General features: G+C 74.6%; 18 protein-coding genes and 1 pseudogene. 8 read left to right on the top strand and 11 right to left on the bottom strand.

What is annotated here, in order from left to right:
* The 3 genes from I5Q34_RS25405 to I5Q34_RS25395 all read left to right on the top strand — a co-directional run.
* Positions 1-4,215: HAD-IIIC family phosphatase (locus I5Q34_RS25405; RefSeq protein WP_199894743.1), on the top strand; the 4,215-nt coding region annotated here is incomplete at its 5' end.
* Complete coding sequence (locus I5Q34_RS25400; protein WP_199894742.1) at positions 4,208-6,535, top strand: thioester reductase domain-containing protein; 2,328 nt, start codon at positions 4,208-4,210, stop codon at positions 6,533-6,535. The genes I5Q34_RS25405 and I5Q34_RS25400, both read left to right, overlap by 8 nt.
* A complete protein-coding gene (locus I5Q34_RS25395) occupies positions 6,532-7,626 on the top strand; it encodes an alpha/beta fold hydrolase (RefSeq protein WP_199894741.1) in 1,095 nt (364 codons plus the stop codon). Before I5Q34_RS25400 ends, I5Q34_RS25395 begins: the two co-directional genes overlap by 4 nt.
* A 160-nt stretch (positions 7,627-7,786) precedes the next feature.
* Here the strand turns inward: I5Q34_RS25395 and I5Q34_RS35595 are convergent, their stop codons facing one another.
* The 5 genes from I5Q34_RS35595 to I5Q34_RS25370 form a co-directional block, all read right to left on the bottom strand.
* Positions 7,787-11,656 carry a CHAT domain-containing protein gene (locus I5Q34_RS35595; RefSeq protein WP_199894740.1) on the bottom strand — a complete coding sequence of 1,290 codons (3,870 nt, stop codon included), beginning with the start codon at positions 11,654-11,656 and terminating at the stop codon, positions 7,787-7,789.
* Positions 11,646-11,987: a hypothetical protein gene (locus tag I5Q34_RS25385; RefSeq protein ID WP_199894739.1), complete on the bottom strand. Its 342-nt coding sequence runs from the start codon at positions 11,985-11,987 to the stop codon at positions 11,646-11,648. The genes I5Q34_RS35595 and I5Q34_RS25385 overlap by 11 nt, the downstream gene beginning before the upstream one ends.
* Positions 11,988-12,194: 207 nt before the next feature.
* A complete protein-coding gene (locus I5Q34_RS25380) occupies positions 12,195-12,596 on the bottom strand; it encodes a hypothetical protein (protein ID WP_199894738.1) in 402 nt (133 codons plus the stop codon).
* 220 nt (positions 12,597-12,816) lie between these two features.
* Positions 12,817-13,419 (bottom strand): transposase, encoded by a 603-nt coding sequence (locus I5Q34_RS25375; RefSeq protein ID WP_277965394.1) that lies wholly within the window; start codon positions 13,417-13,419, stop codon positions 12,817-12,819.
* Positions 13,344-13,889 carry a winged helix-turn-helix domain-containing protein gene (locus tag I5Q34_RS25370; RefSeq protein WP_199894737.1) on the bottom strand — a complete coding sequence of 182 codons (546 nt, stop codon included), beginning with the start codon at positions 13,887-13,889 and terminating at the stop codon, positions 13,344-13,346. The genes I5Q34_RS25375 and I5Q34_RS25370 overlap by 76 nt, the downstream gene beginning before the upstream one ends.
* A gap of 314 nt (positions 13,890-14,203) precedes the next feature.
* Between I5Q34_RS25370 and I5Q34_RS25365 the strand changes: the two genes are divergently transcribed.
* A complete protein-coding gene (locus I5Q34_RS25365) occupies positions 14,204-15,547 on the top strand; it encodes a carboxylesterase/lipase family protein (protein ID WP_199894736.1) in 1,344 nt (447 codons plus the stop codon).
* Between the two features lie 24 nt (positions 15,548-15,571).
* Here the strand turns inward: I5Q34_RS25365 and I5Q34_RS25360 are convergent, their stop codons facing one another.
* The 3 genes from I5Q34_RS25360 to I5Q34_RS25350 form a co-directional block, all read right to left on the bottom strand.
* Complete coding sequence (locus tag I5Q34_RS25360) at positions 15,572-16,732, bottom strand: polyprenyl synthetase family protein (protein ID WP_199894735.1); 1,161 nt, start codon at positions 16,730-16,732, stop codon at positions 15,572-15,574.
* A gap of 70 nt (positions 16,733-16,802) precedes the next feature.
* On the bottom strand, positions 16,803-17,894 hold the full coding sequence (locus I5Q34_RS25355; RefSeq protein WP_199894734.1) for a type III polyketide synthase: 1,092 nt from the start codon (positions 17,892-17,894) through the stop codon (positions 16,803-16,805).
* A gap of 136 nt (positions 17,895-18,030) precedes the next feature.
* On the bottom strand, positions 18,031-19,671 hold the full coding sequence (locus I5Q34_RS25350; protein WP_199894733.1) for an ABC-F family ATP-binding cassette domain-containing protein: 1,641 nt from the start codon (positions 19,669-19,671) through the stop codon (positions 18,031-18,033).
* A 512-nt stretch (positions 19,672-20,183) separates the two neighbouring features.
* Here I5Q34_RS25350 and I5Q34_RS25345 point away from each other — a divergent pair.
* Positions 20,184-20,987 (top strand): hypothetical protein, encoded by an 804-nt coding sequence (locus I5Q34_RS25345; protein ID WP_199894732.1) that lies wholly within the window; start codon positions 20,184-20,186, stop codon positions 20,985-20,987.
* 34 nt (positions 20,988-21,021) lie between these two features.
* Here I5Q34_RS25345 and I5Q34_RS25340 read toward each other — a convergent pair whose 3' ends face one another.
* Complete coding sequence (locus tag I5Q34_RS25340) at positions 21,022-21,462, bottom strand: PepSY domain-containing protein (protein WP_199894731.1); 441 nt, start codon at positions 21,460-21,462, stop codon at positions 21,022-21,024.
* Positions 21,463-21,585: 123 nt separating this feature from the next.
* Here I5Q34_RS25340 and I5Q34_RS25335 point away from each other — a divergent pair.
* Together I5Q34_RS25335 and I5Q34_RS25330 are read left to right on the top strand one after the other, a co-directional pair.
* A pseudogene (locus I5Q34_RS25335) lies at positions 21,586-22,116 on the top strand (response regulator transcription factor); the annotation flags it as partial.
* Between the two features lie 5 nt (positions 22,117-22,121).
* The gene (locus tag I5Q34_RS25330) at positions 22,122-22,475 is read left to right on the top strand and encodes an ATP-binding protein (RefSeq protein ID WP_199894763.1); all 354 of its coding nucleotides are present in this window, start codon (positions 22,122-22,124) and stop codon (positions 22,473-22,475) included.
* A 20-nt stretch (positions 22,476-22,495) separates the two neighbouring features.
* Here I5Q34_RS25330 and I5Q34_RS25325 read toward each other — a convergent pair whose 3' ends face one another.
* Both I5Q34_RS25325 and I5Q34_RS25320 read right to left on the bottom strand, forming a co-directional pair.
* Positions 22,496-24,031: a hypothetical protein gene (locus I5Q34_RS25325; protein WP_199894729.1), complete on the bottom strand. Its 1,536-nt coding sequence runs from the start codon at positions 24,029-24,031 to the stop codon at positions 22,496-22,498.
* Between the two features lie 131 nt (positions 24,032-24,162).
* The gene (locus I5Q34_RS25320; protein ID WP_199894728.1) at positions 24,163-24,513 is read right to left on the bottom strand and encodes a DUF488 domain-containing protein; all 351 of its coding nucleotides are present in this window, start codon (positions 24,511-24,513) and stop codon (positions 24,163-24,165) included.
* 218 nt (positions 24,514-24,731) lie between these two features.
* Here I5Q34_RS25320 and I5Q34_RS25315 point away from each other — a divergent pair, with 218 nt between their 5' ends.
* Entirely contained in the window at positions 24,732-25,217 is a 486-nt protein-coding gene (locus I5Q34_RS25315; protein WP_234429538.1) for a hypothetical protein, read from the top strand.
* Positions 25,218-25,385 lie beyond the last annotated feature (168 nt).

Genomic DNA, 25,385 nt, shown 5'->3' with positions numbered 1-25,385 from the left:
GACGGCCCCGGCCTCGACGGCCCCGGCCTCGACGGCCCCGGCCTCGACGGCCCCGGCCTCGACGGCCCCGACGAGTCCGCCGTGGCGGCCGCGCTGCGCTCGGGCCTGCCCGAACTGGCCGTGCGCGACGGGAAGGTGTACGCCCCCGTCCTGCGCCGCCGCCCGGCGGACCGCACCGACGGCACGGCCGCGGCCCTGGGCACGGGCACCGTCCTGATCACCGGCGGAACGGGCGGGCTCGGCGCCCGGGTGGCCCGGCACGCCGCCCGCCTCGGCGCCCGGCACCTGCTGCTGCTCTCCCGCCGCGGCGCCGACGCCGAGGGCGTCGGCGACCTGATGGGCGAACTCACCGCGCTCGGCGCCGAGGTCACCGTCCGCGCCTGCGACGCGGCCGACCGCGACCGGCTGGAGCGCGTCCTGCGGGACGTCCCGGCCGAGCACCCGCTGACCGCCGTCGTCCACGCCGCGGGCGTCCTCCACGACGGCGTCGTCGAGTCGATCGACGCGGCGGGGCTCGACACGGTGCTCCGCCCGAAGATCGACGCCGCGTGGCACCTGCACGAACTGACCGCCGACGCCCGCCTGTCCGCCTTCGTGGCCTTCTCCTCGGTCTCCGGCACCGTCGGCGGAGCGGGCCAGGGCGGCTACGCGGCCGCCAACGCCTTCCTCGACGCGCTGATGCGGCACCGCCGCCGGGACGGCCGGGCCGGACTCTCGCTCGCCTGGGGCCTGTGGGCCGAGGCCACCGGCATGACCGGACACCTGGCACAGGCCGACGTCGACCGCATCAACAGCAGCGGCATCACCGCGCTGGACACCGGCCAGGGGCTGGCGCTCCTCGACGCCGCGCTCACCGCCGGGACGGACGACGCGGTGCTCCTGGCCGTCGGCCTCGACCTGCCCGTCCTGCGCGCGACCGACCCGGCCCTGCTCCCGCCGCTGCTGGCCGGGCTGGTCCCGCCGCGCCGCGGCGCCGCCGTCGCCCGGTCCGAACGGCCCGGCCCCGCCGGCCGCCTCTCCCCGGACTCCCGGGACGCGGTGGTCGAGCGCCTGCGCTACCGGTTCGCCGGGGCCATGGGCTTCGACGCCGCCGGGATCGACGTCACCGCGTCGCTCGTCGGCCAGGGCCTGGACTCCGTGATGGCCATGCAGACCCGCGGCCTGATCGAATCCGACTTCGGCCGGACCCTGCCCGTCGCCCTGATGTTCAACGGCGCCAGCGTCGAGAGCATCGCCGACCACCTCATCGCGGGCGCCGGCGACCAACAGGCCGCCGTCGAGGCCGTCGACGGGACGGGGACGGACGACGTCGCGGACGTCGTACGCCACCCGGCCACCCGGGACGTCGTACGGCTGCTGCGCGCCGAACAGCACGGCACACCGGCCGTCACGCACCACATCGGGCTGGCCGTCCGGCTCGGCTCCCCGACGACCCCGGAGCGCCTCGCCGAGGCGGTCGACGGGCTCGCCGCCCGGCACGCGGCGCTGCGCACCGCCATCGTCCAGGACGCCGACGGCGGCCGGCAGCTGGAGGTCCGCCGCACCCCGTCCGGCGAGCTGCTGCGCTGGTCCGAGGTCGCCGAGGACACCGACCCCGACCTGCGGCTGCGCGAGCTGATGGAGCCGCCCTTCGACCTCGCGGTCTCCCCGCTGTGGCGGTTCGAGCTGCTCGCCCGGCCCTCCGGCGACCAGGTGCTCGTCCTCGGCGCGCACCACGCGGTCTCCGACCTGGCGTCGCTGACGCTGGTGGCCGAGGAGCTCGGCGCCGTCCTCGGCGGCTCCCCGCGGCCCGCCGCCGTCACCAACCGCGACATCGACCTGCTCCTGCGGGCACAGGCCGCGCGCCCCGACGGGCAAACGCCCTCCCAGGGCCCCGACTTCACCGGTGCCCGGCGGCTCGACCTCGAACTGGCCCGGCCCCGGCCCGCGGAGCGGTCCTTCCGCTCCTCGACGCTTCTGCTGGACCTGCCCGCGGACCTCCAGGAGCGGGTGGCGGCCCGGGCGACCGGCCTCGGGATCACCCCGGCCGCGTTCTGGCTGGGCGCCCTGACCGTCCACCTCGCCCGGCTGCGCGAGCGGGACCGGTTCGTGCTCGCCGTCCCGGTGGACACCCGGATGCACGCGGGCGCGCCCGACGCGGTCGGCTACTTCGGGCTGCCCATCCCGTTCGCCGCCCGGGTGGAGCCCGGCGAGGCGGCCGCCGACGTCCTGCGGCGCACGGACGGCAGCCTCGGCTCGGTGCTCGAACGGGGCGTCACGTTCTTCGACGCGATGCCCGCCCTCGTCGCGGAGGGGCTGTACCGCGAGGACGCGCCCCTGGTCGAGGTGTACTTCAACTACATGCCGCCGCAGGCCGGTTCGGCCCCGGGGCTGGAGATCCTCCCGGCCGGCACCGGCTGGTCCGACCTCGACCTGATGGTCACCGTGATGCCGGGCCTCGGGAAGCTGGGGCTCGACTTCGGCCTCGACGTCCTCGACGGGGCGAGCTGCGCCGCCCTCGGCCGCGACTACCTCGCGCTCGTCGAGGAGCTCGCCGGCGACCCCTCCGTCCCCGCCATCCCCTCCGTCCCCGCCTCTGTGCCGGTGCAACCGGCCGGACGGATCGCCGTGGCGGCCACCTTCGCCCTCGGCAACCTGCCCGCGATGCTGTCGGTCGCCCTGGAGGACGCCGGGGTGGAGGGCGGCCCGTTCGAGGTCGCCGAGGCCCCGTACCACCAGGTCCTCGCCAGCCTGCACGACCCCGGCAGCGTCCTCGCCGACCCCTCGGCCGCCGTCGCCCTCGTCCTGCTGCGCGCCGGCGACCTGACCCGCTTCGCCCCCGAGGACGACGCCCTGCTCGACGAGCTCGCCGACGAGTACCCGGCCGCCCTGCTCGCCCTCGCCGACCGCGCCAAGGCCCCCCTGGTCGTCGCCTTCCTGCCGGAGCGGGACGCCGGTGAACGGGCCCGCCGCTGGGAGGAGTCGGTCACCGAGCGGCTGCGGGACAGGCCCGGCATCGCCGTCCTGCCCTCCGGCCGGTGGGGCGACGACCGCCCGGCGGACGAGGTGTTCGACGAGCACACCGACACCATGGCCCACCTGCCGTTCCGGGAGGAGTTCCAGGCCGAGGTCGCGCTGACCCTCACCGACGTCGTGCGCAACCTCCGCCGCCGGCCGCCCAAGGTGATCGTCGTCGACGGCGACCACACGCTGTGGAGCGGCGTCGCCGGCGAGACGGGGCCGGACGCCGTCGACCTGACCGGCCCCCGCGCCCTGCTCGCCCGCCGCCTGCTCCAATGGCGCGCCGCCGGCGTGCTGCTGGCCCTCGTCTCCAACAACGACGAGGCGACGGTCCACGCCGTCCTCGACCGGCCGGACAGCCCGCTGCACCGGGAGCACTTCGCGGCGATATCCGCCGCGTGGGAGCCCAAGTGGACCCGGATCCTGAAGATCGCCGAGGATCTGGGGCTGGGACTGGACAGCTTCCTCTTCCTCGACGACAACCCGGTGGAGATCGCCGCGGTCCGCGCGGAGCTGCCCGAGGTGCTCTCCCTCACCTGCCCCGGGCCCGGCGAACTGGCCGCGTTCGTCGCCCGGCTGTGGCCCGCCGTCCCGCGCGCCGCGACGGCCGAGGACGCCGCCCGGGCCGAGTTCTACCGCCAGGAGCGGGTGCGCACCCGGGCCCGTGAGGGGACGGGCTTCGCCGACTTCCTGGCGAACCTGCGGCTCGAACTGGACATCGAGCCCGTGTCCGCCGAAACGGCCGGACGGACCGTCCAGTTGAGCCGCCGGACCAACCAGTTCAACCTCCGGCCCCTGCCGCTCGACCCCGGCCGGCTGGAACAACTGACCGAGGACGGCGGCGAGGTGTGGACGGCCACCGCCCGCGACCGCTTCGGCGCGTACGGGCAGATCGGCGTCCTGGCCGTCCGGCCCGACGGCGACGCCCTCGAAGTGGTCGCCTGGATGATGAGCTGCCGCGTCCTCGGGCGCGGCGTGGAGGACCGGCTGCTCCAGTGGCTGGCCGACCGGGCCGAGGCCCTCGGCCTCGCCACGGTCCGCCTGATCGCGGACAACACGCCGCGCAACATCCCGGCCCGGCGCCTCGTCTCCCGCCTCGGCGGCGGCGACGTCGACGCGCCGCGCCTGGAGACGGCGGTGGCACCGGCACGACTGCGGGAGTTCCGCTCCTGGGACCCCGGAACGAATTCGGCTGCGGAGGACAGCAATGCCTGAGGAAAGCGGTACCAGCCGCAACCGGAACGTCGACCGACGGCCCGAGGAGGAACTGATCGAGGGACGCGGCCCGGGCCGGGCCCAGGCGTCCGACCTGCTGGCCCGCCTCCGGCGGCCGGCCGCCCCGGCCCCGGGCGGCGCCCCGGCGGCGCCCCGCGGCGTCGACGAGGCCGCCGCGGCCATCGCCGCGCGCGCCTCCCGCTTCCTCGCGGGCGACGCGCCCGGCGTCGAGACGGACCTGTTCGACGCCGGCATGTCCTCGGTGAACGCCGTCGAGCTCGTCGCGGTCCTGGCCCGCGAACTGGACGTGACCGTCAGCCTGGACGACGTCTTCGCCGACGCCCGGCCCCGCCGCCTCGCCCAGCGCTGGGCCAAGGCCGCCGGACTGCCCGTCCAACAGGCCGCTCCCGAAAGCCCGCCGGCAGCACAGGTGAGCACCGGAGCGGCGGACGAGGACCTCGACCTGATCCTCGCCGACCTCGCGCAGGCCGACCGGCTGCCCTGGAGCAGCCGCCCCGAGCCCGTGCCGCCCCGCCGGATCCTGCTCACCGGCGCCACCGGCTTCCTCGGCAGCCACCTGCTGCTCGACCTGCTGCGCCAGGGCGACGCCCACGTGGTCTGCCTGGTGCGCGCCGAGGACGACCGGGCCGCCGAACGGCGCCTCGGCGAGGCCCTGGTGAGCTTCGGCCAGTCCTGGTCCTCGGAGGTCCGGCGGCGGGTCACCGTGCTCGCCGCGGACCTCCGGCAGCCCCGCCTGGGCCTGCCCGAGGAGCGCTGGGAGGGCCTGACCCGGGAGGTCGACGCGATCGTCAACGTCGCCGCCGCCGTCGACTTCCTCCGCGGCTACCCGTCCCTGCGGCAGACCAACGTGCGCGGCCCGCTGCTGCTGGCCGAGCTGGCGATGACCGGCCGGCCCAAGCCCCTGCACCACGTCTCGTCCGTCGCCGTGTTCAACGAGATCGGCATCGCCAGGATGGGCGAGGACGACCCGGTCGCCCACATCGACCGGCTGGTCGCCGGCTACGACAAGTCCAAGTGGGCCGCCGAGGCCGCCCTGCGCCGGGCCCGCGAGCACGGCCTGACGGCCACGTTCCTGCGGCCGGGCGCGATCGGCGGCCACACCCGCACCGGCGTGTACAACCCGGGCGACCTCAGCACCGGCCTGATCGGCGCCATCTCCCGCTACCGCACCGTCCCGGCGTTCAAGTACATGAACCTCGCGCCCGTGGACTGGGTCAGCCGCACCGCCGCCGCCATCGTCTTCGACCCGCAGGCGTGGGGGCACAACTACAACCTCACCGGCCGCGCGGAGACCCTGCCCGAACTCGTCAAGGACATGAAGCTGGCCGGCATGAACGTCCGGGTGGCCGGCTGGCGGGACTGGAAGGACGACCTGCTGGAGCGCCACGAGGCCGACCCCGTGCCCGCGCTGGACTCCATCGTCCGCATCATGCGCAGCCCGACCGCGCTCAAGCTCTTCGAGGCGCTGATGTTCGGCCCCGCCGCCGCGGCCGACCGCACCGAGGCGTTCCTCGCCCGGCACGGCCTCCCCGCCCCCGAACGCTACGACGCCAAGGCCCAGTTGAAGACCTTCGAGCGGATGGCCGAGGACGGCGTGACCCGGCTCCCCAGCCGCGAGGACCCGCCCTACCTGGAGTTCGACGAGCGGATGCGCGGCCTCGTCGGACCCGTCGGCCAGGAGCCCGACACCCGGTGCAGGACGGCCTTCACGCTCTCCATAGCGAGCATGTACCAGGTCGCCCAGCACCGCAGGATCGACGTCCGCGGCCAGGTGACGTGCGAGCGGCTGCACCCGGAGCCGCTCACGGTCACCGCTGGCGAGATATGGGTCCGCCCCGACGAGGGCATCCCGCGCAGCCACGGCAACGACCACCCGCTGCTGCGCTACCGGCTCGTCCTGGAGGACCGCGACGGCGGCCGCTGGTGGCTGGAGGGCTGGAAGACCGCGCGCGCCCGGCGCGACCTGTTCAAGCAGACCAGGACCCTGGAGATCACCATCGGCCGCGAGGGCGAACCGGCGTGCCACGCCGGGGTGATCCAGGTGCCCGGCAAGAGCTGGCTCCCCGACCAGGTCGACGGCATCCGCGTCGATCCCCGGCTGTCCTCGCAGGAGCAGCGGCTCGCCAAACTCTCGTGGCTGTCCTGGTTCTTTATGCAGATCGGCATGGGGCTGGCCGAGCCCTCCCTGCGGGCCGGCGCCGAACTGCTGGACCTGCGCCGGGACGCGATCGACCGGGACAAGGACAAGATGCAGCGTAAATTCCGCAAGCTGATCAGGCAAAGGGAGCAGATCCGATGACGCTGAGGCCCCTCGACTCCCGGCTCGGCGCCGCGATCGAGCAGATCCCCTTCACGGCGTCCGACGGCACCGGGCTCGGCCTGTGCCGGGTCTCCGCCGGCGACGGCGCCGACCGGCCGCCCGTCCTCGTCCTCCACGGACTGACCGCGTCCTCCGACATGTTCCTCCTGCCGGAGACGCGCAACCTCGTGGACGTCCTGCTCGACGCGGGCTACGAGCCGTGGCTGCTGGACTGGCGCGGCAGCTGCCGCCTGCCCTACAACGAGGGCCGCGTCCGGTACACCTTCGACGACGTGGCGCTCTACGACATCCCCGAGGCGGTCGCGCTCGTCCGCGAACGCACCGGCGGGAAGCCCCTCCAGGTCGTCGCCCACTGCATCGGCGCGCTGTGCCTGTCGCTGAGCATGGCGGCCGGGCTCGTCCCCGGACTGGCCGGCGTCGTCGCACAAGGCGTCTTCCTCACCCCCAAGATGTCCTGGAAGACCCGGATGCGCCTGCACTTCGGCGGCGAACTCCTGCGCTCCCGCCTCGTCAACATCCCCACCGACTTCCGCAAGGTCGGCCTCTGGTCCAAGCACTCCCTGATCTTCGCCGAGGTCTCCCTGGGCGCCGAGTGCAAGGACCCCACCTGCCAGATCCTGCACAACGACTCGTGGGGCGTGGGCGGTTCGCTCTTCGAGCACGAGAACCTCGACACCCGCACCCACGACCGCCTCGCCGAGCTCTACGGCACGGTCCCCATGTGGATCCTCCCGCACCTGCGCCAGATCGAACTGGCCCACACCATGCTGCGCCACAACGACGCCGACGGCCGCTACGACGCCCTCCCGAAGAACGCCCTCGACAACGCCGACCGCATCGACGCCCCGCTCCTCCTCCTCTCCGGCAGCGACAACCGCTTCTGGTACGACTCCAACAAGCTCTGCCACGACCTCCTCACCACCCGCCACCCGTCCCTCGACGCCCGCTACGTCGAAGTCCCCGGCTACGGCCATCTGGACACCTTCATAGGCCGCAACGCGGCCCTGGACGTCTTCGGGCACATCGTCGACTTCCTCGACGAGTGCCGGACGGCGGCCCGGGTGGCGTGACGGCGGAGGCGCCCCCTGCCCCGGGGGCGCCTCCCGGATCCAGGCCGGGAGGAGCGCGGAGCGGCCCACTTCCTCCCACCCCAAGGCCACCGAACCGTGGACCCCGCCGGGACTGCCGTGCGGCACGCCCCTTCACCGTCCCCCCGGCCCGCGGCGGCGGTCAGCGGCCGGTGTAGCCGAACGCCGCCCAGTCCTTGGGGTCGGCCAGCGGCACAGCACCCGGGCCGTACGGCCCGAGGAACCTCTCGAACTCCCGGGCCGCGTCCGCCGCGACGGCCACCTCCGCCGTGAGCGCGGTGAACCAGGCCCGCAGTTCCCCGGCCGTGACGGTCCGCAGGGTGCGCCGCACCTCGTGCAGCATCAGATGCGGTGCCAGGTCCGGCCGCGCGCGCCGCAGTTCCAGGAGGTGCGCGAGGGTGATGAACGCCGTGGCGTCGGCCACGGGCCAGGTCGTGGCGAACACCCCGCGGAACCCCGCCCGGAGCAGGGCGCTGGGCAGCCCGACCACCTCGTCCACGAGCATCCCGGCGACCTGCGCCGACGAACAGCCGGTGACGATCGCGACGTCACGGTCGAACACCGGCAGGCGCCACAGGTGCTCGGCGGTCAGCGGGCCGTCGTCCAGATCGAGCCCCGCCCCGTGCCGCAGGCTGTGCCGCGCGTGGCCGCCCAGCACGGCCGCCGGCGCCCCGGCCAGCCCGGTCAGGGCATCGTCACGCGTGCCGGCCCGGACGACCGCGCCCGGCCGGGAGGGCAGGAAGCGCTCGGCGACCGCCCGGTCCGCCGGGAGGAACGGCAGATCCGCGGCGCCGCTCGTCGCGACGACGGGGTCGCCGGGCGCGGGCGGCGCCGACGGGGGCACGAGGTGCGTCACCGAGGGCAGCACCCGTACGGTGACCCGGTCGTCCAGCCACTCCTCGGGCGTACCGGCCGCGTACACCGGCAGCATGCTCAGGTGTCCGACGGGCACCAGGATCCAGTCGGCGGAGGCGTCCGGCGGGGCCGCGGCCCGCAGCAGCGGCTCCATCACCACGCCCCAGAGCCGTCCCTGCACGGACAGCGCGTGCTCCGGCCCCTCCAGCAGCAGGTTCACCCAGGTGCCGACCCGCTCCTCCGACAGCCCCGGCAGCGGGACCCGCCGCACCGTGCCCGGGCGGTCGAGCAGCAGGGCTTCCCCGTCCGCGTCCTCCGGGCCGGGCACCAGGTACACGGCCAGGGCCCCGTCCGGCAGGTGGACGGCCAGCTCGCCGATCGCCGGGAGGGCGCCGGGCGCGCCGCCCGGCAGCACCCGCCCGATCTCGGTGAGCACCTCCGTCAGTTCCTCCTGCGACCGGGCCGTACCGGCCAGGTCGTCGAGGCCGGACGCGAACCGCTGCTGCGCCCCGCGGTGCGCCTCGACGGCGTCCCGGAAACGGGACAGCAGCCCGGGCGGGACCGCACCAGCGGTGAGGTCCGGGAGACGTTCGGCGCCGGCCGCGAGGTTGCGTACGCCTTCGGCGACCCGGATGCCCTCGGCCGGCCCCGCGCCCGCCGCGACCAGCGGGGTGGCGACCGCGATCAGGCCCTCACAGGTGCGCAGCACCGCCTCGCGCTGCACCGGGCTGGAGACGGAGTACAGGACGAGCCGCCGGAAGCCGGTGATCACCTCCAGGGCCCGGCGGGCGGCCTCGTCCTTGGTCAGGACACCCGCCCTGACCGCCTCTTCCAGCGCCAGCATCAGATTGGTGAGGTAGACGGGCCGGTCCGGGTGGGCGGCCGGGGTCCGGTCGACCGCCGCCGTCGCCAGACGCAGCACGTCGGCGAGCCGCTCCGGGGCGACGACGCCGCGCCGGACGGCGAGCCCGAGCGCCGTCGCGAGGTTCGACTCGTGGGCCGCGCGGCGCGGGTTGGTCCCGGCGGTGCCGTCGAGGGCGTCCTCGGCCGTCCCGATCGCCTCGGTCAGGGCGTCCGCCTCCGCCACGCCCTCGCGCACCATGTCGACGACGAGGGAGCTGAGGTTGGAGAGGTACGTCGTGCGGCCGGGGTGACTCGCGGGCACCTGCGCCACGCAGCTCCGGGCCAGCTCCAGTGCCTCGTCGTAGTCCTCGGCGCGGCGCCCGGCGGCGAGCAGGGTGGCCAGGTTGGACGCGTAGCCGATGCGGGCCGGGGCGCCCTCGGGGGACGACTCCCACGCCTCGCGGGCTGCCCGCCGGGCCTCCGCCATCGCCGAGTCGGGCAGCGCGCCGGACTTCACCGCCTCCTCGACGACGGCGCCGAGGTTGGACGCGAACGCCGGGCGGTCCGGATGGCCCGGCGGGGTGTGCTCCAGGGCCAGCCGGGCGAGCCGCACCGCCTCCACATACCCGGCGGCGGGACGGAGCCCGGTGAGGACGGCGTGGGCGATGCGGCTGCTCAGCCCGCTGAGGCGGGACGCGTAGTGGGGGTGGTCGGCACGGGTGCCCTCGACCGACTCCCGCAGCCAGGCGAGGGCGTCCTCCAGGCTTTCGGCGGGTTCGACGCCGGCGTTCACGGCGTCGCCGAGGACAGCGGAGGCGCTGGAGAGGTAACCGGGCCGGTCCGGGTGCCAGTCCGGGATCCGCCCGAGTGCGGTACGGGCGAGGACGACGGCCCGCGCCAGCTCCTTCTCGGCGCAGGCGCCCGTCTCGACGGCCTCGGAGAGCAGCAGCGCCAGGTTGATCTCGTACATGGGGTGGTCGGGGTCGCCGGCGGGGGAGAGGGTGACCGCCTCCTCGGCGAGCACGACGGCCTCCCGCAGCTCGTCGAGGGTTCCGTGGGCCTCGCGCACGGCCTCGGATATCCGGCTGGCCAGCAGGGAGGCGCGCAGGGGCCGCCGGGCGTCGCCGACGGGCGCGGCGGCCAGGGCCTCGCGCTGCCAGGTGACGGCCTCGCGCAGGTCGGAAGTGGGCCGCAGCCCGGTGTCGACGGCGAGGCCGATGCGGTAGCCGAGGTTGGCGGCGAAGGTACCGCGGCCGGCGGCGCCGGGCGGGGTGAGCCGTACCGCCTCGTACGCGCACGCGAGGGACTCCTCCAGCTCGCCGGCCGGGGCGAGGCCGGCCTGCACCTGTTCGGCGAGGGCGTTTCCGAGGTCGGCGACGAAGCCGGCGCGGTCCGGGTGGTCGTCGGGAGTGGCGTCGACGACGTCCCGGGCGAGGGCGACGGCGTGGCCCAGGACCCAGCCGGCCCGGTGCCGGGACCAGTGGCCCAGCAGCCTGTTGACGGTGTCGGCCGAGCCGGGAAGCCACCGCGGGTCGGTCCGGTCGGCGTCCTGGCGGGCCTCGCGCGCTTCGAGGACGAGACGGTGCTCCTCCACCGCCCGCTCCGGGCCGCGCTCGGCGGTGGCGCGCGAGAGGTCGCGGAGGTCGGCGGCCCAGTCGGCCGTGGGGGTGCCCGGCGCGAAGAGGGCCAGGTGCCGCACCCACACCTCGGCGCCGGCGGCGAGTTCGAGCAGGGGCGTCGTCGGAGCGGGCAGCTCGGCCCAGACCTCGTCCCAGTCGGTCTCCAGCAGCCGGGCGGCCTCGTCCAGGCACGCGCGGTCCACTCCCAGCAGACCGGCCTCGGCCGCGAGGACATGCTGCCTGCACTTGGCGGACAGGGCGCGCGCGGTACGTTCCGCCGCCTCGACGACCAGGCGGGCGAGCCAGGGCGCCCGGTGCGTGCGCAGAGCCGCGGCCGCGAGGCGGACGGCGGCCTCCGTCCGCTCCGGGAGCGGGGGTCGGGTGGTGTCCAGACAGGCCCACAACGCGGTGCCCGCGGGCAGTTCGGCCAGTGCGCGGTCGAGACCGGCGTCCGCGGCCCGCCCGATGACCAGGGACAGGAGCGGGTCGCGGTGTTCGCAGGCGGCGGCGACACGGGCGTGGACGAGCCGGGGCCGCTCCGCCAGCATCCGCCGACGGGCGTCCCAGTCGGCGCCGAGGAGCCTTTCCACGTCGTCGGCGAGGGTGAGCGCGACGGCGGGGGTGGCGTCCTCGGGTTCGAGGGAGCCCGCGACGACCTCGCGCACGGCCGCCGCACGCTCGTCCTCAGGGACCATCAGGACTATCGGGACAGAGCTGGTGCAGACCGCGCTTGAGGAGGTAGGCCGCGGCCGCGAACGCGGCGTTCACGCCGAGCAGTTCGCCGAGGATCTCGGCCAGGACGGTCACCCCGCCGGTGTCGGCCTGCAGGCTCCGGGCCGCCGGGTTGCCGCACACCAGTCGCCGGAGCTGGGCCTTGTTGACGGCGAACCAGTTCCGCCCGTTCTCACGGGCGTTCGGGTCGGTGCCGTCGCGGGTGGGCTGGCCGGAGAGGATCGTGCCCAGCTCGGTCAGCAGCTCGTCCTCGTCGAGCCGGAGCAGCCTCGCGGCCTCGTCGTGTTCGGTCACAGCGCGCCTTTCCCGACGGTGGGCACCCGGCGAATGCCACGGTTCCGGCCACCACGGTAGCCGGAACCGGCCCCCGCCCGACGGGTTCCCCGGAAGTAACCGTCACTGAAATCACGAGGGTTGCCCCCACGCCCCCTCGGCCGGCAGCGTTCCGGACGGGGTCGGCGCGTGAGCCCCTCTCCTGATGAGCAGGAGAGGGGCACGAGATCACTTCTTCCGGCGCTTGCGGGGCGCGGGCACGGTCGGTGCCTCGGTTTCGCGGGCGGCGGTGAAGAAGGGCGCCATAATCTCCTCGTACTGCTTAAGGGAATCGGGCCCCAAGTCGATTTCGAGCCACTTGGGCACCTGGATTTCCTTGATTTCGATCACGGGGGAACCGTCCTCGTCCACCTCCCCCGTCAGGTCCTCCATTTCCTCGGCCACCGTCACGGCGAACTTGACCGTGGTCAGATTGTCGGTCACCTCGGGGGCGAGGTCGTCGAAATCGATCCGCTTGACGAAAATCGGAGTCGTGATCGTCTGACCACCGACCTCGATCGTCTTCACCCCTTCCTCCACGCCGGGCTGACCCTTGTGGGTTTCGTCGACCTCAATGAATTTGGTGCCCATGGACGGCGCCCCTCCTTTTTGCTGGTACGTGGGGCAAAGTCTAGTGGAGCAGGGCCTGTTGACGCCAATTCAGGTTTCGCAAGGAAGCGTACGGATAACTACCGTTTGGCGAAAAACCGCGCACCCGCAGACCGCAAAAGAAGGGCCCCCGAAACCCGCTCCCGCGCAGGTTCGGAGGCCATTCTTCGACCGTGCTTCTAGGGATCTTCAATGGCTGAGGTTACGGAGGGCTGAAGTCCAGCCTGGTCTTGGCGATGAAGCCGTGGATGAGGTCGGGGCGGTACTGCATCCGCTTGAGGCGGGTCTTCACCAGCGCGGTCAGCTCGTCGATCCCGTGTTTGGCGAGGTTGGCGAGTGATCGTTTCAGGTGGGACCACACCGCTTCGACTGGGTTGAACTCCGGTGCGTATGCGGGCAGCTGGTAGACGGTGAGCCATGGCCGTTGCTCGGTCAGCTGCTTCATCCGGGTGCTGACGTGCCTGTTCAGGTTGTCCCAGACGAGCACAAGCGGGCCGCCGAGCTGCTGGTGGGCGGCGTCCAGGAGCCGGGCGTAGTCGGTTTCGCCGAATCCTTTCCGTCTCCCGCGGCGGGGGCCGCGGTCGATCAGGGTGCGGTAGATCAGCCGTGGTCGGCAGCCGGGTTTCGTGCAGATGAGCGCGGCCGTGGACACGCGCCGGGTGCCGGCCGCGGTGACCCGCACCACCGGGGTGTGGCCCTTGCGCCCCCAGGTGCGGCCCTTGGGCGGCCTCAGGCCCTGGCCTGCCTCGTCCTCGAAGCACAGCCAGGCGCCCAGGTCCGCCGCCGTCCTTTTATGACGGGCCACTGCTCGTCCTTCCACTGGGCGATCTTCGCCTCGTCGCGCTCGGCGGCCCGGCGGGCGGGCATCTGCACGCTCCAGCCGATCCGGTGCAGCAGCAGATCGACCCCGGCCAGGGTGTAGTCGACACAGAACCGGTTGCGGATCACTTCGGCGATGCGGACCAGGGTCCAGCACTGGTCCTCCGCCCAGCCATGTGCGGCCGGGCCGGCATCCAGCAGTCCCTCCAGCTCCCGCAGTTGGCCGGGGGTGAGGCGGCACCGGGCGCCACCGGGCCCTTTCGAGGCCAGGGCCTGCCTCCCACCCGCCGCGAGGGCCCGGCGCCAGCGGTTCGCGGACATCCGCGTCACCCTGAAACGCCGGGCCACCTCACGGTCACTGGCCCCGGCCTCGATCAAATCAGCTGCGGCAAGCCGTACTTGCTCACGCCGGACCCGCTCCGCAGCAGTGAGTCCACCACCGTCGGGATACCTCATGCTCCTGACATAGCGAACACCACGTCAGATGTCAGCAGGCCAGCAACCCTCGCCGTTAAAGATCTCTAAGGGTTGTCCCGTAAATGATCTACGAGTTGGTGGGTGACGAGTCGGCCTGGGTCATGCATGGTTACGCTCACCTACCCGACCTCGCGGACTAGCAGGTCAAGGCCCCCTGAAGTCCGCGCGCCCCGGCCGGTACGGTGCCGTGCCCTCCCGGCGCCGTGCCCTGACGGCCCTCTGGCCGGATCCGCCTCCCCCCATGAAGATGGGTCGTACAAAGATCGATCCCGAGGCGACGGAGGCACGAGGGCATGACCGACAGCGGTGGTGGGACGCGCGAGAACGAACCGGTGGTCACCGTCCCGGCGGGGCGGTTGCGCGGCACCACGGACGGGACCGTCGCCGCGTTCCGCGGCATTCCCTACGCCGCGTCGCCCGTCGGCGCGCTGCGCTTCGCGGCGCCCCGGCCGCATCCGGGCTGGGACGGGGAGCGGGACGCGGCCGTGGCGGGGCCGTCCGCGCCGCAGGGCCCCTCGCGGCTGGCCCCGCTGATGGGCGCGCGCGTCCCCGACTGGGACGAGGACGGCTGCCTCAATCTCAACGTCTGGACGCCGGCCGCGGCCCTGGAGGACGGGGCGGGGCCCCGCCCGGTGCTGCTCTGGTTCCATGGCGGCAGCTTCACCAGCGGTTCCGGCGGCTGGGACTGGTACGACGGCGCCCGGCTCGCGGCGCTCGGTGACATGGTCGTCGTCACGGCCAACTACCGGCTGGGCGCCCTGGGCTGGCTGTACCTGCCGGAACACGGCGTCGGCAACCTCGGCTCCCGCGACCAGGCGGCGGCGCTGCGCTGGGTCCACGCGACGATCGGCGCGTTCGGCGGCGACCCCTCGCGCGTCACCGTCGGCGGGCAGTCGGCCGGGGCGCACTCCGCTCTCGCCCTCGCCGTGGACCCGGCCACGGCCGGCCTGGTGCACCGGGTGCTGGCCCAGTCGGGCCCGTTCGGGCTGCCGCCGCAGGACCCGGACCGCGCCGCCGGGACCGCGCGCGGGCTGCTGGGCGCCCTGGACTCCCCCGCCGGCCTGGAGGGGTTGCGCGCCCTCCCGGCCGCGACGCTGCTGGACGCCTCCGCCCGGGCGGCCGCGCGGGCCGCCCGTCCGGGCGAGGTGGCCCCGGCGTTCATGCCGGTGCTGGGCGCGGCCGGCTGTCCGCGGTCCCCGCTCGACGCGGTGCGCGAGGGCGCGCTGGACGGACGCCCCCTGCTGATCGGCACCACCACCGACGAGATGACCGCGTTCGGGCCCCTCGAAGCGGACGGGCCCGAGGTGTTCCACGCGGCCGGCGACGAGATCGCGCTGCGCTCGGCCGCGCAGGGCGGCGACACGTTCGTCTACCGCTTCGGCCGCCGGCCCGAGCCGGACCCGATGGGCCTGGGGGCCACGCACTGCGCCGATCTGCCGTTCCTGTTCGGCACGTTCGACGCCTTCCCGGACGCGCCGATACTGGGCCCGGTGACCGACGCGGACCGGGCGCTGTCCGGCTCCTTCGCCGGTGCCGTCGCCGCGTTCGTCAACGGCGGGGCCCCGTGGCCGGCCTTCGACGGGGACCGGCGGCAGGTGCGGGACTTCGGCCGCGCGGGCGTGAACCAGGCGGTGTGAACGGGGCGTTCCGCCCGCCGTCCGTCACCTTCCCGTTCCGCGGTCCGCCGGACCGCCGGAAGCACCGCGCAGGCGCCGGAAGCCCTCCGTCCCGCGGGGCCGGCCGCTCACCTTCGCGACGCGCAGCGGCAGGTGGGTGAACAGGGCCACGGCCTCCTCGCGCCACCACGCGCCCCAGCCCGCCGCCTCGGCCGCCGCGCGCTCGGCGTGGCCGCGCAGGTCGGCGCGGAGCCGCGCGTCGGTGCCCTGGCGGCGGGCGATGTCCCGGACGCGCTCGACGGTTTCGGGCGTGCAGTGGGGGTCGCCGAGGGCGGACTCGACGACGGCGCGGTCGGCCTCGCCGGCCTCGGCGAGGATCGCGCGGAGGGCGTAGGTGCGGCGGCCCGCGCGCAGGTCGCCGCCCGGGGGCTTGCCCAGGGCGCCGTCGTCGCCGAAGAGGTCGAGGTAGTCGTCGCGGAGCTGGCCGCAGATCCCGACCAGGGTGGCGTAGCGGCGCAGCCGCGCCTCGTGGGGCGCGAGGTCCTCGCCGGCGGCGAGGAGGCCGAGGCGCAGCGGGGCGAGGATGGAGTACCGGGCCGACTTGTACTCGGTGACGGTGTGCAGGAGTTCTTCGTCGGGCAGGCCGTCGCGGTCCCGTTCCAGGTCGAGGATCTGGCCGGCGATCGTGTCCGTGGCCGCGCGGGTCTGCGTCTCCACCATGGCCTGCCGCAGCGCGGCGGGGACGTCCGCCTCCAGCAGCACGCGCAGGGACAGGAAGGCGGCGAGGTCCCCGGCCAGCAGGGCCAGGCCGAGGGCGGTGCGGTCGTGGCCGGGGAAGGCGGCGCGGTAGGCGTAGTACGTGGAGGGGCCGCCGCGGCGCACGGGCGAGTCGTCGATGATGTCGTCGTGGACGAGCAGGTGGGTCTGGAGCAGTTCGACGCTGAGCGCGGCCTCCGCCAGGCCCGGCACCTCGTCCTCGGCGGTGACCAGGCGGGCCGCCTCGTGCAGCAGGACCACGCGCAGCCGCTTGCCGCCCCGCAGCGACAACTCCCGCAGCAGCTCCAGGCATTGCGGGGTCCAGCGGCTGTGCGGCGGGGTGTCGAACGTCGCGGCCAGGCGCGCGAAGTACGCCTCGAAGGCGGCGTCGAAGCGGCGCCGGTGCGCGGCGAGACGTTCCTCGGTGGCGGCGGCTGCCGTGGGGGTCATGGGGGCCTTTCCTGGTCACGGGCGGGGTGACCAATCTACGTGGCCGGTCCGCATGGCCGTTCCGCACGGTTCACCAGCGCAGGAGTCCCAGCTCGACGGCGAATCCCGGGCCCATGGCCGCGACCAGGCCCGGCGTGCCCGGGGGCGGCGGGGCCGCCATCGCCCTGCGCAGGATGTCGAGGACGGAGACGGACGAGAGGTTGCCGCGCTCGGCCAGGGAGCGCCGGGTGAGCTCCAGCGCGTGCGGGGGCAGGCCGAGGGCCCGTTCGACGGCGGTGAGGACCTTGGGTCCGCCGCCGTGGACGATCCAGCTGCCGACCCCGCCGGGCGTCAGCCCGTGCCGGCCGAGGAGGTCGTGGACGGCCTTGGGCAGGTGCTCCCCGGCGAGCGCCGGGACGTCGGGGGCCAGGACGATCTGGAAGCCGTGGGAACCGATGCCCCAGCCGAGCGCGTCCTCGGTGTCCGGCAGCAACCAGCTGTGGCTGTCCACCAGTTCGGGGCCGGGGGACGCGTCGGCCCGGTCGCCGCCCACGGCGACGACCGCGGCCGCGCCGTCCCCGAAGAGGCTGCCGGCGATGACGCTCGCCATGGAGCTGTCGTTCTGCCGGGTCAGCGAGCACAGTTCCACCGCGAGGAGGACGGCCACGCCGCCCGGGTGGGCCCGCAGGTGGTCGCGGAGCCGGGCGAGCCCCACGGCTCCCCCGGCGCAGCCGCTGCCGAACAGCGGGACGCGCGTGACGTCCGGACGCAGTCCGAGCCGGTGGACGAGCCGTGCCTCCAGCGAGGGCACGGCCAGGCCGGTCACGGTGGTGCTGATCACCGCGTCGACCTCCTCCGGCGCCACCCCGGCCGTGCGCAGGGCCCCGGTCAGCGCCCGCTCGCCCAGGTCCAGGGCGGTGTCGAGCCAGACGCGGTTGGCCTCGGTGAAGTCCCCGAGTCCGGTGAGCTCTTCGAGCGGCAGGGCCAGGTGCCGGGTGGCCACCCCGGCGTTGGCGTGGATCGTGCGGAGCAGCCCGGGATCGGCGGGTGTCCCGGTGGCGGCCAGGGCGGCCGTGATCTCCTCCTGGGGGTACGGGTGGGGCGGTACGGCCGTCCCGACCGCCGTCACCCTCGGCCGGGGGCCGCGCGGCCCCCATGCGTGGCGTTCCGTCGCCTGTGTCATGGTTCCCCCGGTCGTTCTCCGTGCGTAACGGTCCGCGCGTACAGTCCGTGCGGCACAGGGAGAACGTCCGCGCAGGGGCCGGGCAACGCCGGTCCACCCGTCCGTGGCACCGAACTGCCGTGCGTTGACCGCCCGTTCAGCCGGCGTCCGTCTCCGCGCGCACCTCCTCCGCGGTCGTGTCCCGCAGGCAGCCGTCCAGGCGCAGCCAGCGCGTGACGCCGATGGACTCCAGGAAGCGGAGGTCGTGGCTGGCCACGATCAGCGCCCCCTCGTACGACTCCAGGGCCGTCGTGAGCTGGCGGACGCTCGCCATGTCCAGGTTGTTGGTGGGCTCGTCGAGCATCAGGAGCTGCGGGGCGGGGTCGGCGAGCAGCAGCGCGGCCAGGGCGGCCCGGAAGCGTTCGCCGCCGGAGAGGGTGGCGGCCGGCTGGTCGGCGCGGGCGCCCTTGAAGAGGAAGCGGGCCAGGCGGGAGCGGATGTGGTTGTCGGTCGTCGCGGGGGCGAAGCGCGCGACGTTGGCGGCGACGGACAGGTCCTCGTCCAGGAGGTCGAGCCGCTGGGGCAGGAACCTCAGCGGGACGTGCGCCGTCACCTCCCCGGAGAGCGGGGCCAGTTCGCCGGCGACGGTGCGCAGCAGCGTGGACTTGCCCGCGCCGTTGCGGCCGACGAGGGCGATCCGCTCGGGCCCGTGCAGCTCGAACTCGCCCTCGGCCCGGGCTCCGTGGGCCAGTCGGAGGTTGGACAGGGTGAGCACGGAGCGGCCCCGGGGCACGGCCGTGGAGGGCAGGTCGACGCGGATCTCGTCGTCGTCGCGGACGGCCTCGGCCGCGTCGTCGAGCCGCTCCTTCGCCTCGGCGAGCCTCTCCTCGTGCATGATGCGGTGTTTGCCGGCGGAGACCTGGGCCTGCCGCTTGCGCTCCCCCATGACGATCTTGGGTTCGCGCTTGTTGTCCGCCATCTTCTGGCCGTAGCGCTTGCGGCGGGCCAGTTTGACGTGGGCGTCGGCCAGTTCGCGCTTCTGCTTGCGCAGGTCGGACCCGGCGGTGCGCACCAGGCGTTCGGCCGCCTCCTGTTCGGCGGCGAGCTGCTCCTCGTAGGCGGAGTGGTTGCCGCCGTACCAGGTGACGCCGCCGGAGCGGAGCTCGGCGATCTGGTCGACGCGCTCCAGGAGTTCGCGGTCGTGGCTGACCACGACCATGACGCCGGACCACGCCTCCACGGCCGCGTACAGGCGGCGGCGCGCGTACAGGTCGAGGTTGTTGGTGGGCTCGTCGAGGAGCAGGACGTCGGGCCGGCGCAGCAGCAGCGCGGCCAGCCGCAGCAGGACGGATTCGCCGCCGGAGACCTCTCCGACGGTGCGGTCCAGTCCGATGTGGCCCAGGCCCAGCCCGTCGAGCGCGGCCAGGGCGCGTTCCTCGACGTCCCAGTCGTCGCCGACGGCGGTGAAGTGCTCCTCGCGCACGTCGCCGGCCTCGATGGCGTGCAGTGCGGCCCGGGTGGCGGCGATGCCGAGGACGTCGTCGACGCGGCGGGCCACCTCGAGGGCGGCGTCCTGCGGGAGGTGGCCGATCTCGCCGGCGACGCGGATCGTGCCCGCCGTCGGGGCGAGTTCACCGGTGATCAGCTTCACCAGGGTCGATTTCCCGGACCCGTTGAGGCCGACGAGGCCGGACCTGCCGGGTCCGAAGGCCAGGGTGAGGCCGTCGAAGACGGTGGTGCCGTCGGGCCAGGCGTAGGAGAGGGAGGTGCAGGTGATGGACGCGGTGTGGGTGGTCATACGGGCCTCGCTCGGTCGCGTGAAGGGCGGTGTGGGTGGACTGCGCGAGAGAACACCGCGGGGCGCGACCGCGGTCGCGGGGGTCGGCGGGGACCCCCGGACCGGCGGGGAGGACGGCTCGATGCGTCGAGGTCGCACACGGGGCACGGGCAGCGGCACGCGTGGGGCGGCACGGCTGCGCGGCGCGGTGTCTCAGGACCTCAGACGAGCAACGTCCTTCTCCGATCGACGGCTGCGGGGGCGTCGTACACGGTAGGGACGGTGCGGGAGTGCCGTCAACGGATTTGTTCGGGGCCGGGGTTGTCCGGGATCGATGTCGTCCGGGGTCATCGGGCCTGTCGGGGCCACGGGCAGGGCGGGCCCGCTGGCCGGAATGACACGCTGGTCCCGGACGTCGTGCGCCGTGAAGATACTTCCCTGACGGATGAGGCCGACCGGAAGGGTGGGAACAGATGGATCCACGCCGAAGAGGGTCCCGCGAGAGGCACTTCGGAATATGGCTGAACGGCGCGGTGGCACTGGCGCTCGCCTGCGCCGGCGCCACGGCGGCCCCCGCGGCGGCCGCGCACGCCCCGGCCGCCTCCGCCACGGCGGCGTGCGCCACGGACACCGGCGCCAAGGGCCTCGCGAGCAGGCCGGCGGCCGACAGCCCGGTGTCCGTGGCGCGCGCGGACGGCCGGATCGCCCAGTTCCAGCTGTTCTACGACGCCACGGCGACCGGGGGCCTGCCCTTCGTCTGGCATCGCGAACAGGGCGAGCCGGATGGCGCGTTCGGCCCCTGGAAGCGGGTGAGCGCCGCCACGGTGGGCCCGAAGAGCTACGCCGTCACGGCCGTCGAGAACTCGGCGGGCCGACTGGAGCTGCTCTTCTCCACCTTCGGCACGTTCTGCCACACCGTGGAGGACGACGGCGAGTGGAGCGCCCCCGACGCCTTCGGCCTCGCGCCGGCGCCGTACCACGGCGGAGTCGTGCTCTTCAAGGAGCGCGACGGCAGCATCGACGCCATCGCCTCGGGGGCGAACAGCGACAGCTCGATGGAGCTCCGGCACCAGCAGGACGCCGACAGCGGCTGGGGCCCGGTCCGGTCGATGGGCCGGGTGCCGGACCCGAACGTGGGCCTGAGCCGGCCGAGTCTCGTGGAGCAGCTCCCGGACGGACGGCTCCGCGTGACGGCTCGCGAGTGGAACAGGGACCGCACCTGGGAGGTCCGCCAGTCCGCACCGGGCGGCGACTGGGGCCCGTGGCAGCTGCTGTCCCCGGGAACCGCGCCGGCCCCGCGGGCCCTGGCCGCTGCGACGGCCCTGCCCGGGAGTTGAACGGGCCCGGGCCCCCGACGGAAAAGCGGGACGATCAGTCGCTGTCGTCGTGGTCGTCACGGTCGACCGTGTTGGCGAGGACCTTGCCGCTGCCCGCGTCGACGGTGACCTCGTGCTCGACACCGTCCGCGGTGCGGACCTCCACCTCCCACACGGTCGTACCGTCCTCGTCGTCGAGCTCGGTGGAGACCGGCCTGCCGCCGGGCACGGCCTTGAGCGCGGCGTCGACGGCCCGCCGCAGGCCGGCCTCGGAAGCCGCACGCTCCCAGCCGTCGTCCTTCGCCTTGTTCTTGCCCTTGCCGTCGCCCTCGTCGTGGTCGTACACGGCCGCGGCGATGCCACGGCCGCCGTCCTCGTCGTGGTCGGCGACGGCCAGGGCGGTGGCGGTGCCGCCGCCCGCGAGGACGACCGCGGCCGCGCCGGCGACGAGCCAGCGGCGGCGGCCGACGAGAGTGCGGCGGATACGGGATGCCATGGTGAACCTCCGAAGGAATGGGTGCCGTCCGTTCATCTGCGCATCCACAGTGCCGGGGTGTTCCTGAAGGCGGCCTGAAGCCGCCTGAAGCCGGCTTCAGGATCCGTCTGTCACGCTGAAGGCATGCGTCTGCTGATCGTGGAGGACGAAAAGCGCCTGGCCACGACCCTGGCCAAGGGCCTGGGCGCCGAGGGCTACGCCGTGGACGTCGCCCACGACGGCACCGAGGGCCTGCACCTGGCCACCGTCAACGACTACGACCTGCTGATCCTGGACATCATGCTGCCGGGCATGAACGGCTACCGGATCTGCGCGGCACTGCGCGCGGCCGGGGACGAGACGCCGGTGCTGATGCTGACGGCCAAGGACGGCGAGTACGACGAGGCCGAGGGCCTGGACACCGGCGCGGACGACTACCTGACCAAGCCCTTCTCCTACGTGGTGCTGCTGGCCCGCATCCGGGCCCTGCTGCGGCGTCGCACCCGGGGCGGCGCGCCGGTGCTGCGCGCCGGCGACCTCACCCTGGACCCCGGCACCCGCCGGTGCACGCGCGGGGACGAGGAAGTGGCGCTGACCGCAAAGGAGTTCGCGGTGCTGGAGTACCTGGCGACGCGGGCCGGACAGGTGGTGCCCAAGGCGGACATCATCGAGCACGGGCGGTGACGGTCGGCGGCAGCCGCACCCAGCTCGCCCGGGTGCTGGGCAACCTCCTCGACAACGCTCAGCGCCACGCCCGTACCGGCGTCCGGGTCACGCTGCGGCACGACCCCGGCGGCCCGGTCGTGCTGGAGGTCGCCGACGACGGTCCGGGGGTGCCGCCGGCGGACCGGGAACGGATCTTCGAGCGGTTCATCCGTCTGGACGACGCCCGCAGCCGGGACGAGGGCGGGGCCGGACTCGGGCTGGCCATCGTCCGTGACGTCGTCACCCGCCACCGGGGCCGCATCGAGGTCGGCGGCGTCCCGGAGGGCGGCGCCCGCTTCACCGTCACCCTGCCCGCCGCCGGGACGTGAACCGGCGTCTTCGGACGTCGTCAGCAGCGGCCCGCGCGGTACGCGGCCGGGGCCAGGAAGACGTACCAGTCCGTACCTCCGGGCATGCGCAGCACGCACCCCGGCCAGGACCGGGCCGGGCCCGGCGGCGCCGGGGTGTGCGCGGCGTACGCCGTGGCCTGGGTGCGGGCGCGCAGGGCCAGCCGGGCGGGAGTGGTGGAGGCGTTGTTGCCGGACAGGGCCTCGGAGGAGCAGCCGGCGTGGAAGGCGAGCAGGACGGCCTCGGGGCCCACGAGGGTGCACGGGGGACGGACGCCGGCCTCGCCCAGCCGCCGCGCGGCCTCGCGGGTCGCGGTGCGCAGACGCATCTGGTCGCTGATCCTGCTGTGCAGCACCAGGTACTGGGAGGCCAGGTGCAGGGCGAAGCCGAGGGCCAGCAGCGCGGCAACGGCCGGCCGCCATCGGTGCCCCGCACGCCGGACCAGGCCCAGGGCGAGGGCGGCCACGGGTACGGCGAGCAGCGCGTAGGCGGGCATCAGGAAGCGGGGGGCCGCGTAGGCGAGCAGGAAGAGGTACGGCGCCGCCGTGGCGCCCGCGCAGGCCACCGGCAGGGCGAGCACCGCCGCGCGCCCGCCGCGCGGGCCCCGGCGGCGGGCGGCGAGCAGGGCTCCGGCGGTCAGGAGGGGGGTGGCCAGCCACCACAGGGCCAGCGGGCGGTGGGTCCAGGAGACCGTGCACGGGCGGCACAGCAGCGGCCCGTTCAGCGCCCGCAGGTGCATGCCCAGGGCGTTCGTCCACCTCATGCCGCCCTGTACGTCGCTGCCGGCCCGCAGCCGGGCGAGCGGGCCGCCGAAAGCGGCGTACGCCTCGGCCACCCACGGCAGCAGGCCCACGGCCAGCCCGCCCGCGACCGCCACGGCGAGCGCCCGGCTCCGCCACGCGGTCACCAGGAGCAGGGCGGCGAGGAGGGCGAGCGCGAGGAAAGCCGCGTCCGACGCCCGTATCAGCGCGGTGAAGGCGACGGCGGCCGCGAGCGCGTACAAACATCGGCGCCGCCCCCGGCCGCCCACCGCGCGCAGGAACCAGCCCGTGGCGGCCGTGGCGCCGTAGGCCACGTAGAGGTTGGGCATCACCTCGTCGGCGTAGAACCCCACGACCCACAGTCCGGCGAACAGCGCCGCCGCCAGGGCGGCGCACGTCTCGCCCACCAGACGGCGCCACGGCCAGAAGGCCGCCACCAGCCCGGCGGTGGCCAGCAGCAGCATCCACGCGCGCAGGACGACCGTCGATCCGGTCGGCAGGACCGCCGGCGCGGCCAGCCAGCTGATGCCCCGCGCCCGTGGTGCGCTGAAGAACGCCGAGGGCACCCGGGGGGAGACCTGGCTGACGTACACGGCCTCGTCCCAGCCCAGCGGCAGCCACAACGGCACGGCGACCGCCTGCGCCACGCCGAAGAGCGCCGCCGCCCACACCAGCGGCACGACGGCCGGGCGGTCCAAGGGCCGGCCCGTACGCCAGGGCGGCACCCTCCGGGCCGCGTACCGGAACCGTTGGGCCGGGCTCGACCGATCGGCCACGGCGGCCTCCCTGTTCCTCGCCCCCTTCGGCTCCGGGCACGCGCCCACCGGAGCCGTCCGGTCACGGACAGGTCCACGGTAAGTGCGCCACGGACCTTCCGCAGGGCGTGCACCGACCCGCGGAGTGCCCGTCAGCCGCCGAGCCGTTCCGCCGGCACCGCCGCCCGGCTGTGCTCCACGTCCTTGGTGGCCGTGAGCAGGGTGACGTCGTGCCCGGCGGCCGGTTCGCGCAGGTGCGCGACGGCCTGCCGGCGCTCGGGGGCGCGCAGTTCGTCCAGGCAGCGGCGGCCGAACTCCGGGAAGCGGTCCGGCCGGTGTCCGTACCGGCGGCGCAGTTCCGTGGACGGGGCGACGTCGCGCAGCCATTCGTCCAGGTGCGCGTCCTCCTTGCGCATGCCGCGCGGCCGGACCCGGCCGACGAGGACGCGGGTGCCGTCGGCGGCGGAGCTCTCCTCGTACACCCGTCGGCAGGCGATGGTCATGGTGTGCTCCCTTCCGCCGCTCCCTTCCGCCTCAACGGGCTGTGCGGCGCGTGCACTTCTCATGACGGAGCGGGTCGAAGCGGCCCGCACGGCCCATTTCATTTCCGGGCCGGAGGGTTCGCCCGGGCGCTCATCCGTCGAAACCCGGCCGGGGACCGGTGGTTCCCCGTGCACCCGAATGGAAAGGGAACCAGAGACCCGGGCGGAGGGAGAAGGGCATGACCGATGGCGAGAACCCCGGCGACATGGCCCGGATGCGCCTCTCGGTGTATCTGGAATCGCTCCGGGCCCGCATGCCGCAGGCGCAGTACGAGCTGCTCACCGAGGTCCTGCGGATGTGGGCCGAGGCCGGTGGCGGCACCATACGGCTGAAGATGGACGACGAGGAGCGCGAGCTGTTCACCCAGGAGGTGCAGCACGAACTCCTCGTCCTCATGGGCCTGATCGGCGCCCAGGTCCCCGGCCACGAGGACCGCGCCGACCACGTCGTCGCCCGTCTCGGCGACGGCGAGCACGCCAAGGGCGTGATGTCCCTGGTCCCGCCGGACGTGGCCGGCGACAGCGCCAAGCTGCGCGAGATGCGCGACAAGGTGGACGCGGTGCAGAAGCAGCGTTCCCAGGACCTGGCGGAGACCGAGGCCATCGCACGGGCGAGCGGGATGCTGCCGCCGGAGCCGGAGGAGGACGAGGAGCCCCGGCCGTGACGGACGCCCCGGATCACGCGGCCGGCAGCGTCACTCCACGTCCTGGAGCACCGCCGCCTGGAGCGCCGCCGCGGCCCGCTTGACCGCCGAGGCCACGGCCTCCGTCGCCCGGGCGTTGAAGACGCTGGGGATGATGTAGTTCGCGTTGAGCTCGTCCTCGGCCACGAC

Origin of the sequence: Streptomyces sp. AV19, from assembly GCF_015999245.1 — a bacterium.
Lineage (GTDB): Bacteria > Actinomycetota > Actinomycetes > Streptomycetales > Streptomycetaceae > Streptomyces.
The sequence above is the reverse complement of the archived record's forward strand: the minus strand, read 5'-3'. Positions and strand labels throughout refer to the sequence as shown.